This window comes from Micromonospora sp. NPDC048894, from assembly GCF_040649765.1.
In the GTDB taxonomy this organism is placed as follows: Bacteria; Actinomycetota; Actinomycetes; order Mycobacteriales; family Micromonosporaceae; genus Micromonospora; species Micromonospora antibiotica.
This window is the reverse complement of sequence record NZ_JBEZFY010000002.1, coordinates 486,151-501,425: the sequence shown is the minus strand read 5'-3', so window position 1 is coordinate 501,425 and position 15,275 is coordinate 486,151. Positions and strand designations below refer to the sequence as shown.

Below are 15,275 nucleotides of genomic sequence, written 5' to 3'. Positions count from 1 at the left end.
ACGCGATGACGGACGACCGCTCGCCCGGGCCGTACGGTGCCGACAGCCATGATCTGATCCGGGTGCAGGGCGCGCGGGTGAACAACCTGCGCGACGTCGACGTGGAGATCCCGAAGCGCCGGCTGACCGTGTTCACCGGGGTCTCCGGGTCGGGCAAGAGCTCGTTGGTGTTCGGCACGATCGCCGCCGAGTCCCAGCGGTTGATCAACGAGACCTACAGCGCCTTCGTGCAGGGCTTCATGCCGACGTTGGCCCGACCCGAGGTCGACGTGCTCGACGGGCTGACCACGGCGATCATCGTGGACCAGGAGCGGATGGGGGCGAACGCCCGCTCCACCGTCGGCACCGCCACCGACGCCACCGCCATGCTGCGCATCCTGTTCAGCCGGTTGGGGCAGCCGCACATCGGCCCGCCCAACGCGTACTCGTTCAACGTCCCCTCGGTCCGGGCCAGCGGCGCGATCACGGTCGAGCGGGGCGCGGGCCGGACGAAGACCGAGAAGGCGACCTTCCACCGTCTCGGCGGCATGTGCCCGCGCTGCGAGGGGATGGGCGCGGTCACCGACATCGACCTGTCGGCGCTCTACGACGACAGCAGGTCGCTCAACGAGGGCGCGCTGACCATCCCCGGTTACAGCATGGACGGCTGGTACGGCCGGATCTTCCGGGGCTGTGGCTACTTCGACCCGGACAAGCCGATCCGCAGGTACACGAAGACCGAGCTGCACGACCTGCTGCACCGGGAGCCCACCAAGATCAAGATCGACGGCATCAACCTGACGTACGCCGGGCTGATCCCGCAGATCCAGAAGTCGTACCTGGCCAAGGACGTCGACACCCTGCAACCGCACATCCGGGCGTTCGTGGAACGGGCGGTGACCTTCACGACCTGCCCCGACTGCGCCGGCACCCGCCTCGGCCCGGAGGCCCGGTCGTCGAAGATCGCCGGGAAGAACATCGCCGACGTCTGCGCCATGCAGCTCAGCGACCTCGCCGGCTGGCTGCGCGGCCTCGCCGAACCCTCGGTGGCCCCGCTGCTGACCGGGCTGCAACGGCTGCTCGACTCGTTCGCGGAGATCGGCCTCGGCTACCTGTCGCTGGACCGCCCCGCCGGCACCCTGTCCGGCGGGGAGGCGCAGCGGACCAAGATGATCCGCCACCTGGGGTCCTCGCTGACCGACGTCACCTACGTCTTCGACGAGCCCACCGTCGGGCTGCACCCGCACGACATCCAGCGGATGAACAACCTGCTGCTGCGATTGCGGGACAAGGGCAACACGGTGCTGGTCGTGGAGCACAAGCCGGAGACCATCGCGATCGCCGACCACGTGGTCGACCTCGGCCCGGGTGCCGGCTCGGCCGGTGGCGAGGTGGTCTTCGCCGGCACCGTCGCCGGGCTGCGCGACAGCGGCACCCTGACCGGGCGGCACCTGGACGACCGGGCCGCCGTGAAGCCGGCGGTGCGCACCCCGTCGGGCGTCCTCCCGGTACGCGGCGCGGACACCCACAACCTGCGCGACGTCGACGTCGACATTCCGCTGGGCGTGCTGGTGGTGGTCACCGGGGTGGCCGGGTCGGGCAAGAGTTCCCTGATCCACGGCTCGGTGGCGGGGCGCGACGGGGTGGTGGCGATCGACCAGGGGGCGATCCGGGGGTCGCGGCGCAGCAACCCGGCGACGTACACCGGACTGCTCGACCCGGTCCGCAAGGCGTTCGCGAAGGCCAACGGGGTGAAACCCGCCCTTTTCAGCGCCAACTCCGAGGGGGCCTGCCCCGGCTGCAACGGCGCCGGTGTCATCTACACCGACCTGGCGATGATGGCCGGGGTCGCCACCGTCTGCGAGGAGTGCGAGGGCCGACGGTTCCAGGCCGCCGTGCTGGAATACCGCCTCGGCGGTCGGGACATCAGCGAGGTGCTCGCGATGTCGGTGACCGAGGCGGCGGAGTTCCTCGGTGCGGGCGAGGCGCGTACCCCGGCGGCGAGCGCCGTCCTCGGCCGGCTCGCCGACGTCGGGCTCGGCTACCTGCGCCTCGGCCAGCCGCTCACCACGCTCTCCGGCGGTGAGCGGCAGCGGCTCAAGCTCGCCACCCGGATGGCCGACAAGGGCGGCGTCTACGTCCTCGACGAGCCGACCACCGGGCTGCACCTCGCCGACGTGGCCCAGCTGCTCGGCCTGCTCGACCGGCTGGTCGACGCCGGCACCTCGGTCATCGTCGTGGAGCACCACCAGGCGGTGATGGCACACGCCGACTGGATCATCGACCTCGGTCCCGGCGCGGGCCACGACGGCGGGCGGGTCGTCTTCGAGGGCACCCCCGCCGATCTGGTCGCCGCCCGCTCCACCCTGACCGGCGAACACCTCGCGGCCTACGTCGCCCGCTGACGCCGCCCTGCCCTGCCGGGACCACCCCCGGCCGGCTCGCCCTGCGCCCGCCGGGCCGCGCGTGACCGGGGCCTGCCGGGCTGGGTCGCGGGGACGGTCCGGCCGGTGCGGGTCGCGGGGACGGTCCGGCCGGGGCGGGCGGGGCGCGGACCCGACGGTGCCGGGGGCGGCGGGGAGCAGCCGCCTCCGGCACCGGGGGCGTCAGGGCATCGACGGACCTGGTCGACGCGGCGTCGCCGCGCGGCGGGCTAGCGTCCCCTGGTGAGGAAGCCCTCCAGGGCGAGGGTGGCCGCGCCGAGGCTGACGGGGTTGCCGGCGACGGGGGAGCGGACGATTTCGGTGGCGGCGAGCGGGCGGCGCAGCGCGTGCTGGGCGACGACGGTGCGGACCTCGTCGCGCAGCCGGTCGCCGAGCCGGTCGGCGACCCAGCTGCTGAGCACGACGACCTCCGGGTTGATCAGGTTGACCAGGTCGGCGACGGCGACGCCGAGGTAGCGGGCGGTCTCGGCGACCACCTTGGCGGCGGTGGGATCGTCGGCGGCCAGTGCGGCGGCGAGGGCGTCGAGGGTGGCGGTCTGGTCCTCGGGGTGCAGCAGCGGGCTGGTCGGGGCCAGGTCGCGCAGGGTCTGCATGATGCCGGGTGCACCGACGTACGCCTCCACGCAGCCCCGGCTGCCGCACCGGCACAGCCGCCCGTCGAGGACCAGGGTGGTGTGCCCCCACTCGCCGGCGCTGTTGCTGCCACCCCGGTAGAGGGTGCCGCCGAAGGCGAGGCCCGCGCCGACCCCGGTGCCCAGGTTGATCACGGCGACGTCGTCGCGGCCCCGGGCGGCCCCGGCCCACAGCTCGGCGAGCACCGCCGCGCGCAGCGGGTTGTCCAGGTGCAGCGGCAGTGCCAGGCCGTCGGCGAGCAGGTCCCGCAGCGGTACGTCGTGCCAGTCCCAGTTCGGTGCGAACACCGACACGCCGCCCTCCCGGTCGACCTGCCCGGGGACGCTGACGCCGACGCCGAGCACCCGGGCGTCGGTGCCGGCCAGGACGGCGTCGACACCGCTGACGATGTGCCGGACCACCTGGTGGGGGCGGCGTTCCAGCGGGTGCAGTGGCTCCTCGGCCCCGGCCAGCCGGGTCAGCGTGGTGTCGAAGAGGTCGACGTGCACGTACGTCTCGGCGACGTCGACGCCGACGAGCAGTCCGCCGTGCGGGTCGGCGGTGACCAGGCCACGGGGCCGGCCGCCACCGGAGTCCTCCCGGCCCGCTTCGGTGAGCAGCCCGAGGGCGGTGAGTTCGCCGACCAGGGTGGCGACGGTGCCGAGGCTGAGGCCGGTGTCGGCGGCGAGGCGTTGCCGGCTGGTGGTGCCGGCGGCGACGACCTGCTGGACGACGGTGAGGCGGTTGGCGGAGCGGATGTCGCGGGAGGTCCGGGCCATGGCTTATCGCAACACTTACGAAAACCCTTGGCAATAGTGCAGGATGACAACCGTCGATTTATGGGGAAGAGGTGTGTCGATGGGACGTCTCCGTTACGCCGCTCTGGCGGCGGTGCTCTGCATGCTCGGTGGCCTGCTGGTCGCCGCACCCGCGCGGGCCAACGCCGCCGGGCCGGTCCCGCACTACCTGATGACCGCGTTCACCAACAGCAGCGAATCCAACATGTACGTCTACGACTCGGCCGACGCCACCCGGTTCACCCTCCAGCGGGCCAACGCCTACACCCCGCCGTCCGGGCTGGTCCGCGACCCCAGCGTCATCCGGCACACCGACGGCTACTACTACCTCGTCTACACCACCGGCTGGACCGGCAACACCATCGGCATCGCCCGCAGCAGCGACTACCTGACCTGGACGTTCCAGCGCAACGTCACCATCTCCGTCGCGCCGGCCAACGGCAGCACCTGGGCCCCGGAGTGGTTCGTCGACAGCGACGGCAGCGTGCACGTCGTCGTGTCCGTCTCGCAGACCGGCACGGCCGGGCAGTTCCAGCCGTACCGGATCACCGCGACGAACGCGGCGCTGTCGGCGTGGAGCGCCCCGGCGGCACTCGCCGGCATCGGCACCAACCACATCGACAGCTTCATCGTCAAGGTCGGCAACACCTACCACAACTTCATGAAGAACGAGACCACCAAGTACATCGAGCACGCGACCGCCCCCGCGCTGACCGGCCCGTGGAGCTGGGCCGGCACCGGCAACTGGGCCGGTTGGGGCTCCGGCCTGGAAGGCCCCGCCCTGGTTCCTCTGCCCGACAACCGGTGGCGCATCTACTTCGACCAGTACGGCGCCGGCCGCTACTACTCCGCCGACAGCAGCGACCTGTACGGCTTCACCGGCAAGACCGAACTGGCCGGGCTGTCCGGCACGGTGCGCCACTTCACCGTGCTGAGGGAGAGCGTCGGGGACAGCTCCGCCCCGCCCACCGGCAACCGCTCGCTGCGCTCGGCGAACTTCCCCGACCGCTACGTCCGCCACCGCGACAACGTCGCCCGCATCGACGTGCTGGGCAGCGGCAGCCCGCTCGCCGACCGGCAGGACGCCACCTTCCAGATCGTCCCCGGGCTGGCCAACGCGTCCTGCTACTCGTTCCGCGCGGTCAACGGCTCCTACCTGCGGCACTGGGACTTCACGATGCGGCTCGCCGGTAACGACGGCAGCGCCGTCTTCGCCGGGGACGCCACCTTCTGCAGCCGCACCGGGCTGGCCGGGGGCGGCAGCTACTCGTTCGAGTCGTGGAACCACCCCGGCCGCTACCTGCGCCACTACGACTACGTGCTGCGGGTCGACCCGTACGCCGCCGGCAGCACCTTCGCCGGGGACGCCTCGTACACCCTCACCACGCCGCTGGCCTGAGCCCGGCGCGGGGCCGGCCGGTGGGCGCAGCCACGTCCACCGGCCGGCCCCGGCCGTCAGCGGGTGGCGGGCAGGCCGAACGCCGGGAACAGGGTGTCGTCGAGGAACGAGACGAGCTGGGCGATCCGGCCGTCGCGCACCGTCAGCACCGTGATCGACCACGGCAGGTAGGGGCCGGTGTCGCCCGTGCGCAGATAGTTGGCCACCGCCGGTTGCCCGTTGGCCGCCACCGACACGTGTCGCCAGCTGCCACAACTGCCCAACGGCATGGTCCGGGCGAAGTCCAGCACCGCGTCGCGGCCGGCGTACCAGTGCGGCAGCGGTGGCATCGACCAGGTGACGTCCTCGGTGAGCAGGGCGACCAGGGCGTCGGCGTCGCCGTTCTCCAGGGCGGCGGCGTAGCCGGCGGCGACCTCCCGCAGCCGGGCGTCACCGAGCGTGCGGAGGGTCCGCTGCTGGCTGCGGGCCGGCACCCGCTCGGCGACGACCCGGCGGGCCCGCGCCAACGCCGAGTTGACCGAACCGGTGGAGGTGCCCATCATGGCGGCGATCTCGGCGGCAGTGAAGCCGAGCACGTCGAACAGCAGCAACGCGGCGCGCTGGTTGCCGGGCAGGTGTTGCAGCGCGGCGACGAACGCCAACTCGACGGCCTCCCGCTGCTCGTAGCGGGCGTCGGGGGCGGCCGGGCCGGCGACCAGGGCGGCGTCGGGATACGGGCCGAGCCACCGGACGTGGTCGGCGGCGGCGCTGCCCGGCACGGCGTGTTCGCTGGCCGGCCCCAGGTCGACAGGCAACGCCCGCCGGCCCCGCCCGGTGGACAGGTCCAGGCAGGTGCGGGTGGCCACGGTGTAGAGCCAGGTCCGCAGCGAGCTGCGCCCCTCGAACCGGGGCAGCGCCCGCCAGGCCCGCAGCAGCGCCTCCTGCAACGCGTCGTCGGCGTCGTGCGGGGAACCGAGCATCCGGTAGCAGTGCGCGTGCAGCTCCGGCCGCAGCGGCGCGACGAGCGCGGTGAACGCGGCGTCGTCCCCGCCCCGGGCCCGGGTCAGCGTCGCCTCGTGGTCGTCGGCCGTGATGTCGGCGAGAATCATGCTCACGACCGACGATTCTGCCCCACGCCGGGAGTCTGCACCGTGTAAGAGCCGCACGTCACGACCCGGAGGACCCGATCATGAGCAGTCCCACCACCATCCCGGTGACCACCGCCACCCTGTCCGTCCCCGACGGGACCCTGCACTTCGAGGTACGCGGCCAGGGCCCCCTGGTGGCGCTGGTCGCCGCCCCGATGGATGCCCGGGCGTTCGCCCCGCTGGCCGACCTGCTCGCCGCCGACCACACCGTGCTCACCACCGACCCGCGCGGCATCCGCCGCAGTCGGCTGCACGACCCGGAGCAGGACTCCACGCCCGAACTACGCGCCGACGACCTGGCCCGGCTGCTGGCCCACCTCGACGCCGGCCCGGCGACGGTGCTCGGCTCCAGCGGCGGCGCGGTCACCGTGCTGGCGCTCGCCCACGCCCACCCGCAGGCGGCGCACACCGTGATCGCCCACGAACCGCCGCTGCTGCTCCTGCTCGACGACCGCGAGGAACTCCTCGCCCGGGAGGACGACATGGTCGCCACCTACCGGCGCGGGGACCGGCTGGGCGCCTGGCGGAAGTTCCTCGCCAACGCCAACATCGCCATGCCGGAGGAGATGATCCAGGGCATGTTCGGCCGCGACCCCGACCCGCAGGACGCCGCCGACGAGCGCTACCAGTACCTGCACACCCTGCGCGGCACGACCCGCTACCAGCCGGACGTCGCCGCGCTGCGCGACGGACCCACCCGGGTGCTGGTCGGCCTCGGCGAGGAGTCGGCCGGGGAACTGTGCGACCGCAGCTCCCGGGCGTTGGCCGCCGCGCTGGGGGTGCCACCCACGATGTTCCCCGGCGGGCACATCGGCTTCACCGACGACCCCGCCGGCTTCGCCGCCCGGCTGCGCGAGGTGATCGCCTCGTGACGGTGGGGCGTCCGTAGATCGACGGTCCGGCCGGAGTGACCCGCGTACCGTAGGACCGGCCGGGGCGGCGGCGACCGATGCACGACAGTGGCGCGGGCGGTGGGCGTCGCGGTCCTAGAGTGCCGCGCATGAAGCTGATCGTGCGACTCGCCGGCGGGTTCGCCGTCCTCGTGGCGGCGTTGGCGGCGGGGCCGGGGGCGGCCTGCGCCGCGCCGGCCGACGGAGGTCTCGGGCTGGACCTGCGGACCACCGCCCCGCGGTACGCCCCGGGCGAAGCGATCCGGTTGACGCTCACGGTCACCAACGCCACCGGCGCGGCCTGCGGCCTGGCCACCGTGGCCGACGGCACCGTGCAGGTGACCTCGGTCCGCCGCGACGGTCAGGAACTGGTGCCGGCGCTGGGCCGCAGCTTCTACGGCGACGGCATCGGTGCCGCCGCCGGCACGACGACCGTGGAACCCGGTGCGAGCGTGGCCGTGCCGCTGGCCGGCACCCGGATGCACGACGGCACCGACGCCGGTGCCGTCGTGCTGCGGTCGGTGGCGGCGACCCCGGACGGCGGCGGGTTGGACACCCTCTGGCCGGTCGGGGCACCCGGGGTTTACGAGGTGACGGCGAGCTGGACGGCGCTGCCGGTGACCGGTCTCGACACCCCGTGCACGGGCGCGACGGCGCTGCGGACCACCAGCTTCACCGTCGGCGACGACCCGGCCGGCCGGGGGTGGTGGCCCTGGCTGCTCGGCGGGGCGGTGCTGCTGCTGGTCGTCGTGGGCGGGCTGGCCGTCCTGCTCCTGCGGCGTGGTCGCCGTCGCCCGACGCTCGTCGTGGCGCTGCTGCTCGTCGGCGTCGGGACCGCCGTCGGGGGCACCGGTGGGCCGGCCCGGGCCGACTACCAGGTCGACCCGAGCGCCGGGGTGCCGGTCAGCGGCGTCGACTTCCAGGCGGCGGTCGACGGCTGCCTCCAGGGGTTCGCGGCGGCCGGCGGTGACCCGGCGGGCATCCTGCCCCGGCTCAAGGACACCAAGACCCCCCGGGTGCGGATCATCCCCACCCCCGGTGGGTCGGGGTCCTTCGAGACTCCCACCAGCAAGGACGGCAAGGGCTCGTCCACGGTGACCTGGAACCCGACCTCGGTCGACCCGTACGGCGACGGGATCGCCCGGGACCCGTGCGCGGCGCTCTACCACGAGCTGAACCACTCCGACGACATCTCCCGCGACGCGGTGCCGCAGGGCGACTGCGGTGGCACCGGGATCAAGACCGCCGAGGTCAAGGCGACCCTGGCGGAGAACAGGTACCGGGCGGCCAAGGGTCTGCCGGCGCGCACCGAGTACGACGGCAAGACCCTCCCGAAGAGCCTCGACGAGTGCAGGAAGCCCGCGAAGAAGACTCCACCGCCGAAGGGCCCGGTCAAGCTCTGCGAGGACGGGGGCGACTGCGGCGGCACCAACGGCGACCCGCACCTGGTCACCTTCGACCGGCACTACTACGACTTCCAGGCCGTCGGCGAGTTCGTGCTGGTCGGCTCCACCTCGGGTGCCCCGCTGGCGGTGCAGGTCCGGCAGACGCCGATGGGCGACTCGCGGACGGTGTCGGTCAACACCGCCGTCGCCGTCCGGATCGGCGCCCACCGGGTCGCCCTCACCCTGGTCGACGGCGACACCGAGGTACGCGTCGACGGTGCCGTCCGCGTCCCGCCGCCGGGGGAGACGGCCCTGCCCGGCGGTGGCACGCTCACCCGCCGTGACTCCGACACCGGTGCCGCCGACGGCTACGACCTGGGTTGGCCCGACGGCTCCGCCGCCGCCGTCGACCAGATCGGCCCCTACGGCTACCGGGTGCTGACGAAGCTGGCGGCGAGCCGGGCGGGGAAGGTCCGGGGACTGCTCGGCGACTTCGACGGCGACCCGACCGACGACGTCGCCGCGCCGTCCGGTGCCGCCCTGCCCCAACCCGCGCCGTTCGCGAAGCTCTACCCGTCGTACGCGGACAGTTGGCGGGTCACCCGGGACAGTTCCCTGTTCAGCTATCCCGACGGCCAGGACACCGGGTCGTTCACCGATCGCGGCTTCCCGGAGCGGGCGGTGACCCTCGACGACCTCGACCCGGCCCGGCGGGCCGCCGCCGAGCAGGTGTGCCGGTGGGCCGGGATCACCGATCCCTGGCAACTCGCCGAGTGCGTCTTCGACGTGGCCGTGACCGGCCGTCCCGAGTTCGCGGTCAGCGGCGTCGGCACCGAGCGGATCGCCCCGCCGGCCGACGCGCCGATCGCCGCGACACCGATCGCCACCGGCGCGCTGACCCCGGGCGGCGACCCGCTGACCTTCCGCGGCCGGGCCGGCGACGCCGTGTTCGTCGACGTCAGCGCGCCCGGCCTGGCGGACCGCTGCTCCCCGTACCGGCTGCTCGACCCGACCGGGACGGAGCTGGCCAGCGGCTGCAACATCGACGGACGCGGCCTCGTCGACCGCACCGAACTCACCCGCGACGGCAACTACACGGTGGTGGTCGACGCCGCCGCCGGGGGCACCGGTCGGGCGGCCGTGCGGGTCTACGCGGCCCGGGACGTCACCGGCACCCTGCGACCGGACGGGCCGGCGGTCCCGGTGACGATCGCCGGGCCGGGCGGCCGGGCCCGGTACCGGTTCACCGGCGTCGCCGGCCAGCGGGTCTTCGTCGAGGTGCCGGAGAGCACCCTGCCGGACCAGTGTTCCCCGTTGGAGCTGCGCGATCCGGACGGACAGCGGCTCAGCAGTGGCTGTGTCGTCAACGGCACCGGCGACATCGACGGCACGGTGCTGCCCGCCGACGGCACGTACACCGTGCTGGTGGACCCGGTGGACCGTACCGTCGGCACGGTGGCGCTGCGGCTGTTCGTCACCGGGGACCGGTTCGACCCGATCGCGCTCGACGGACCGCCGGTCGTCGCCACCGTCGACCGGCCCGGCGCGGTGCTCGGCTACCGGTTCACCGGTACGGCCGGCACGTCGGTGACCGTGACGGCCACCGACGCCACCCTGCCGGACCAGTGCTCGCCGCTGGAGCTGCGCGACCCCGACGGGGTGCCGGTGGGCACCGGCTGCGTGGTCAACGGTGCCGGTGGCATCGACGCGACCGTCCTGCCGGCCACCGGTGTCTACACCGTCGTGGTGGACCCGTCCGGGGCGGCCACCGGCACCGTCACCCTCACCCTGCGACAGTGACCTGAGGGCGAGGGTCGGCAGGTGAGGGTGGCGTGGACCGCGTGACGCCCACGGAGCGGACGGCTCTGGGCCGGGGCTTGAAATCCTATCGCATTGATAGGAAAATGAGGCCATGCTGCGCGTTCGGCTATTCACCTCCCGCCGGGTCGTCGACCTGATGCGGGTCGCCGCGCAGCGCTGTCCCGGCACGCCCGTCGCGGCCTGACCGGCCGCGCCGCCGCCGTGCCGGTCACCCGCTGCCGGCCCCGGTCACCGGCCGGCGACCGGCTTCAGCCCCGTCAGCCCTCCAGCCCGCGCGTGGCCGCCCGGCCCGCCCGGCACTTCTTCCACGACCTCGTCGTCCGACCGGGGGAGTCCCGATGACCGACACACCGACCGACACCGCCGCCTTCGTCCGCGACTGGCAGGACTGGCACCGACGGCACGAGGAGGCGTTGGCGGCCCCGCACGGTTTCCTCGCCGTGACCGGGCTGCACTGGCTCACCTCCCGGCCGCAGCGCTTCCCCGACCTGCCGGGGCGCTGGCACACCGGTGACGAGGGGGTGGTCGTCGAGCTGGCCGACGGCGAGCAGCTCACCATCGACGGGCAGCCGGTGCGGGGCCGGCACGGGTTCGCGTCGATCGCCGAGCGCGGCGGGCTCACCGTCGGGATCGAGGGCGGGGTGCTGGAGGTGGCCCGTCGGGGCGGCCGGGACATCCTGCGACCCCGCCGCCCCGACCACCCGCTGCGCACCGGTTTCCGGGGCACCCCGGCCTACCCGCCGACGCCGCGCTGGGTCCTCGACGGGCGGTACGTGCCGTTCGACGCACCCCGGCCGACCACAGTCGGCGCGGCGGTGGAGGGGTTGGCACACGTCTACGACGCCCCCGGTCGGATCGAGTTCAGTGTCGACGGGGTGCCGTTGAGCCTGACCGCGTTCGACGGCTTCACGCCGGGCAGCCTGTCGGTGCTGTTCACCGATGCCACCTCCGGGGTCACCACCTACCCGGCGAACCGGTCGCTGGCCGTCGACGCCCCCGACGCCCAGGGGTGGGTGACGCTGGACTTCAACCGGGCGACCAACCTGCCCTGCGCCTACACCGACTTCGCGACCTGTCCGCTGCCGCCGGTGGAGAACCGGCTGCCGGTCGCCGTCGACGCCGGCGAGAAGCTCCCGTACGAGCGGCACGCGTCCGCCGGGCAGCCGTGACCCGCCGATCCGCGCGCAGGAGGTCCCCCCGATGACCGAGCCCGACAATCGTCCACCGCCCGTCGACGCCGATGCCGACGCGCTGCGTACGCTGCTGCGCCATCAGGCCAGCACCGTCGTGGTGGTCACCGCACCCGGTGCCCCGGCGGTCGGCTTCACCGCCACCTCGTTCACCTCGGTGTCACTGGCCCCGCCGATCGTCTCGTTCTGTCTGAATCTCGGCGCGTCGAGCTGGCCCACGGTGGCCCGGAGCCGGCACGTGGTGGTGCACCTGCTCGCCCACCACCAGCAGGAGCTGGCCCGTACCTTCGCGACCAGCGGCATCGACCGGTTCGCCGCGCCGACCCGCTGGCGGACCGGGCCGGAGGGTGCGCCGATTCTCGACGACACCCTGGCCTGGCTGCTCTGCCGGGTGGTCGAGCGGGTGGTCGTCGGCGACCACGCGATCGTGCTCGCCGAGCCGGAGCTGATCCAGCACGCCGACGTGGGTTCGCCGCTGCTCTACCACCGAGGTCGTTACGCCGGCCTGGCCGGTGGTCCGGACGGCGTGACCCGCCGCCCCGCCGCCTGACCGACGCGGGCCCGACCGGGGTGACCGGCCGGGCCCGCGTCGCGGCCGATGGCTGCCGTGCCGGGTGCCGATGGCGTCCCTGCCGCTGGTCCCGGTGTCGGCGTCACCCGTCCGGGACCCGGGGTGCGTCCCGCCTCGGGTCGTCGCACGAGACACAATCCCCGTAAATCCTATAGCTTTAGTAGGGTATGCGTCAACGGATCGACACCTCCGGGTGCGATAGCCGACATCCGCCGCGCGATTCGTTGACACCGGCGACGCCCGACGGTGGACTCGGCCCATGTCCAGCGAGCTGCGGTTGACGATCCGCGGCCACATCGACTTCGGTCGGGTGTGGTCGAGTTCCTGTCTGGCCTGACCCGGCACCCACACCCGTACCCGACGCGCCGCACCGGCCCGCCGAGGTGGGGCTCACCGCCGAGCTGACCGCCGCACCCCTTCCCCGACACCCCACCGGCCCGCGCACCCTGCCCGGCCGGATGTCGGCGTACCCCTCCCGCCTGTCTGGACAGGAGACCCCGCCATGTCCGTCCGCCCCCTGCGGACCCTCGCCGCCGTCGTGCTCGTCCTCGCCGCCGGCTGCGCCACCACCACCGACCCGGCCGTCGAGGCCGTCGGACAGCCCCGCTCCGGCGGCGCCCTCACCTGGGCCGTGGAGACCGAACCGATCACCCTCAACCCGCACCAGTACGCCCAGGCCAAGGCCCGCCTGCTGGTGTGGAACAGCTTCGAGTCGCTGCTCACCTACGACGACCGGGGCGCCCTGGTGCCCTGGCTGGCGACCGGCTGGCAGGCCACGCCCGACGGGCTGAACTACACCCTGCCGTTGCGCGCCGGAGTGACCTTCACCGACGGCACCCCGTTCGACGCCGTCGCCGTCAAGGCCAACATCGACAAGCTCCGCGAACCCGGGTACGCGCCCGCCGTGGCCGCCGTGCAACTGCGCCACCTCAAGGCCGTCGAGGTCGTCGACCCGCGCACCGTACGGCTCACCCTGACCGCCCCCGACGTGCTCATCCTCGACTTCCTCGCCTCCCCGCAGGGCGCCCAGGTGTCTCCGAGGTCGCTGCGGGAGGCCAGGAACCTCAAGGCCGGCGGCGTCGACGTCGTCGGCACCGGACCGTTCGTGCTGGACCGCTACGTCCCCGGCCAGGAACTGCACTACCGGCGTAACCCCGGCTACGACTGGGCGCCACCCACCGCCGCCCACACCGGGCCGGCCCACCTCGACGAGATCACCTACCGGTTCCTCAAGGAGTCCGCGGTCCGGGTCGGCGCCCTCACCGCGCAGCAGGTGCAGCTCATCGAGGGGGTGCCCGCCACCGACCAGCCACTGATCACCGGCAACCCCCGGCTGCGGCTGACCCGTCAGCTGAACTCCGGCTCCGCCTACTCGTACTACCTCAACGTCTCCCACGCCCCCTTCGACGACCTGCGGGTCCGACAGGCGTTCCGGGAGGCCCTCGACGTCGACACCGTGCTGGCCTCGGTCTACCGGGACACCGCCACCCGGGCGTGGAGCGTGGTCAGCCCGTCCAGCCCGCTGTACGACAAGCGGCTGGAGGGCAGCTTCGGCGGTGACACCGCCAGGGCCAACCGCCTGCTCGACCAGGCCGGCTGGGGGGCCCGCGACGCCGACGGCTACCGCACCCGGGACGGCCGGCGGCTCACCGTACGGCTGGTGCAGGCCGCCCCGTACGTGCGCGACCGCCGCGACGTGCTCGCCCAGGCAGTGCAGGCGGCGGTCAAACAGAGCGCCGGCATCGACCTGAAGGTCGCCGTGGTCGACCAGGGCACCGCCCAGCAGGCGTTCGAGCGCAACGAGTACGAGGTCTTCGACAACTCCCGCGCCGACACCGACGCCGGCGCGGCGCTGAACCTGCTGCTGCACTCCGGTGGCGGCATCAACCGCACCCGGATCAACGACCCGCAGCTCGACCGGCTCCTGGAAGCCGGGCAGGCCACCGCCGACCCGACCCGTCGGGCCGCCGGCTACGCCGACCTGCAACAGCGGGTCGTGGCCGACCAGGCGCTCGCCCTGCCGCTCTACGCCCCGGCCGACCAGATCGCCGCCAGCACCGCCGTGGGTGGGGTGCGGTTCGAGCCCACCGCCGGGGTGCCCGCCAGCGCGTACGACCTGTGGATCGCGCGATGAGCCTGCTGCGGGCGGTGGCCCGCCGTGTGGTCGCCGGTCTGGTCGTGTTGTGGGCCGCCGCCACCGCCGCCTACCTGGCGCTGCTGGCCGCGCCGGGGGACACCGTGGACAGCATCGTGGGCGACGGCGCGGACACCCCGCAGATCCGGGCCCAGGTCATCGCCGAGTGGGGTCTGGACCGGCCGGCGGTCGGGCAGTACCTCGACTACCTGTGGCGGCTGGCCGGGGGTGACCTGGGCCGCTCCTACCTGCGGCAACGCCCGGTCGCCGAGGTCATCGGCGAGCAGCTCGCCCCCACCGCGACGCTCGCCGTCGCCGCCGCCGGCCTCGGGGTGCTGCTGGCCGTGGCGGTGGTGGTCGGCACCGCCGGCCGTCGTCGCCGGTGGCCGCGCCGGGTCAGCTCCGCAGGCGAGCTGCTGCTGGTCTCCACCCCGCCGTTCCTGATCGGCCTCGTGCTGCTCAGCGTGTTGTCCTTCCGGTACGGGCTGTTCCCCGTCTCCGGCGACCAGGGGCCGGCCGCCCTGGTGCTGCCGGCGGTCACCCTCGCGCTGCCCATCGCCGGTCTGCTCGCCCAGGTGCTGCGCGACGGCCTGGACCGGGCACTGGACGAGCCGTTCGTGCTGACCGCCCGGGCCCGCGGGGTGCGGGAGCGGACGGTGCTGCTGCGGCACGCGCTGCGGCACGCGCTGCTGCCGGCGGTCACCCTCGCCGGCTGGCTGTTCGGCATCCTGCTCGGCGGCGCGGTCATCGTCGAGCAGGTGTTCGGTCGACCCGGCCTCGGTCAGGTCACCCTGAGCGCCGTGACCGGCAAGGACATGCCGGTCGTGCTGGCCGTGGTGACGCTCTCCGCCGCCGTCCACGTGCTGGTCAACACCGCCGCCGACCTGACCTACCTGCTCGTCGACCCGCGCCTGCGAAGGAGCTGA

General features: G+C 73.8%; 10 protein-coding genes. 8 read left to right on the top strand and 2 right to left on the bottom strand.

Annotated elements, in window-relative coordinates; translation table 11 throughout:
- Nucleotides 1–5 precede the first annotated feature (5 nt).
- Nucleotides 6–2,384: an excinuclease ABC subunit UvrA gene (locus tag AB0C22_RS06100; protein ID WP_357533784.1), complete on the top strand. Its 2,379-nt coding sequence runs from the start codon at nucleotides 6–8 to the stop codon at nucleotides 2,382–2,384.
- Between the two features lie 248 nt (nucleotides 2,385–2,632).
- On the opposite strand, the gene AB0C22_RS06095 is transcribed toward AB0C22_RS06100, so the two are convergent.
- On the bottom strand, nucleotides 2,633–3,814 hold the full coding sequence (locus AB0C22_RS06095; protein WP_219461234.1) for an ROK family protein: 1,182 nt from the start codon (nucleotides 3,812–3,814) through the stop codon (nucleotides 2,633–2,635).
- 79 nt (nucleotides 3,815–3,893) lie between these two features.
- Here AB0C22_RS06095 and AB0C22_RS06090 point away from each other — a divergent pair, with 79 nt between their 5' ends.
- Nucleotides 3,894–5,231 (top strand): glycoside hydrolase family 43 protein, encoded by a 1,338-nt coding sequence (locus tag AB0C22_RS06090; RefSeq protein ID WP_357533781.1) that lies wholly within the window; start codon nucleotides 3,894–3,896, stop codon nucleotides 5,229–5,231.
- A 56-nt stretch (nucleotides 5,232–5,287) separates the two neighbouring features.
- On the opposite strand, the gene AB0C22_RS06085 is transcribed toward AB0C22_RS06090, so the two are convergent.
- Nucleotides 5,288–6,319 carry a sigma-70 family RNA polymerase sigma factor gene (locus AB0C22_RS06085; protein ID WP_219469930.1) on the bottom strand — a complete coding sequence of 344 codons (1,032 nt, stop codon included), beginning with the start codon at nucleotides 6,317–6,319 and terminating at the stop codon, nucleotides 5,288–5,290.
- 80 nt (nucleotides 6,320–6,399) lie between these two features.
- Between AB0C22_RS06085 and AB0C22_RS06080 the strand changes: the two genes are divergently transcribed.
- The 6 genes from AB0C22_RS06080 to AB0C22_RS06055 all read left to right on the top strand — a co-directional run bounded on the left by AB0C22_RS06080 (nucleotide 6,400) and on the right by AB0C22_RS06055 (nucleotide 15,275).
- The gene (locus AB0C22_RS06080) at nucleotides 6,400–7,230 is read left to right on the top strand and encodes an alpha/beta hydrolase (RefSeq protein ID WP_219461240.1); all 831 of its coding nucleotides are present in this window, start codon (nucleotides 6,400–6,402) and stop codon (nucleotides 7,228–7,230) included.
- A 128-nt stretch (nucleotides 7,231–7,358) separates the two neighbouring features.
- A complete protein-coding gene (locus tag AB0C22_RS06075) occupies nucleotides 7,359–10,433 on the top strand; it encodes a VWD domain-containing protein (protein WP_357533779.1) in 3,075 nt (1,024 codons plus the stop codon).
- Nucleotides 10,434–10,792: 359 nt separating this feature from the next.
- Nucleotides 10,793–11,623, top strand: a complete 831-nt coding sequence (locus AB0C22_RS06070; RefSeq protein WP_219461243.1) for a DUF1684 domain-containing protein — start codon at nucleotides 10,793–10,795, stop codon at nucleotides 11,621–11,623.
- Between the two features lie 31 nt (nucleotides 11,624–11,654).
- A complete protein-coding gene (locus tag AB0C22_RS06065) occupies nucleotides 11,655–12,194 on the top strand; it encodes a flavin reductase family protein (RefSeq protein WP_219461248.1) in 540 nt (179 codons plus the stop codon).
- 523 nt (nucleotides 12,195–12,717) lie between these two features.
- The gene (locus tag AB0C22_RS06060) at nucleotides 12,718–14,349 is read left to right on the top strand and encodes an ABC transporter substrate-binding protein (protein ID WP_219461252.1); all 1,632 of its coding nucleotides are present in this window, start codon (nucleotides 12,718–12,720) and stop codon (nucleotides 14,347–14,349) included.
- Nucleotides 14,346–15,275: an ABC transporter permease gene (locus tag AB0C22_RS06055; protein WP_357533775.1), complete on the top strand. Its 930-nt coding sequence runs from the start codon at nucleotides 14,346–14,348 to the stop codon at nucleotides 15,273–15,275. The genes AB0C22_RS06060 and AB0C22_RS06055 overlap by 4 nt, the downstream gene beginning before the upstream one ends.

Bases quoted from the DNA above. Each gene is read 5' to 3' on its own strand.
- AB0C22_RS06060 (WP_219461252.1), top strand. From the start codon at position 12,718: ATGTCCGTCCGCCCCCTGCGGACCCTCGCCGCCGTCGTGCTCGTCCTC.
- AB0C22_RS06080 (WP_219461240.1), top strand. From the start codon at position 6,400: ATGAGCAGTCCCACCACCATCCCGGTGACCACCGCCACCCTGTCCGTC.
- AB0C22_RS06100 (WP_357533784.1), top strand. From the start codon at position 6: ATGACGGACGACCGCTCGCCCGGGCCGTACGGTGCCGACAGCCATGAT.
- AB0C22_RS06085 (WP_219469930.1), bottom strand. From the start codon at position 6,319: ATGATTCTCGCCGACATCACGGCCGACGACCACGAGGCGACGCTGACC.
- AB0C22_RS06055 (WP_357533775.1), top strand. From the start codon at position 14,346: ATGAGCCTGCTGCGGGCGGTGGCCCGCCGTGTGGTCGCCGGTCTGGTC.
- AB0C22_RS06070 (WP_219461243.1), top strand. From the start codon at position 10,793: ATGACCGACACACCGACCGACACCGCCGCCTTCGTCCGCGACTGGCAG.
- AB0C22_RS06065 (WP_219461248.1), top strand. From the start codon at position 11,655: ATGACCGAGCCCGACAATCGTCCACCGCCCGTCGACGCCGATGCCGAC.
- AB0C22_RS06095 (WP_219461234.1), bottom strand. From the start codon at position 3,814: ATGGCCCGGACCTCCCGCGACATCCGCTCCGCCAACCGCCTCACCGTC.
- AB0C22_RS06075 (WP_357533779.1), top strand. From the start codon at position 7,359: ATGAAGCTGATCGTGCGACTCGCCGGCGGGTTCGCCGTCCTCGTGGCG.
- AB0C22_RS06090 (WP_357533781.1), top strand. From the start codon at position 3,894: ATGGGACGTCTCCGTTACGCCGCTCTGGCGGCGGTGCTCTGCATGCTC.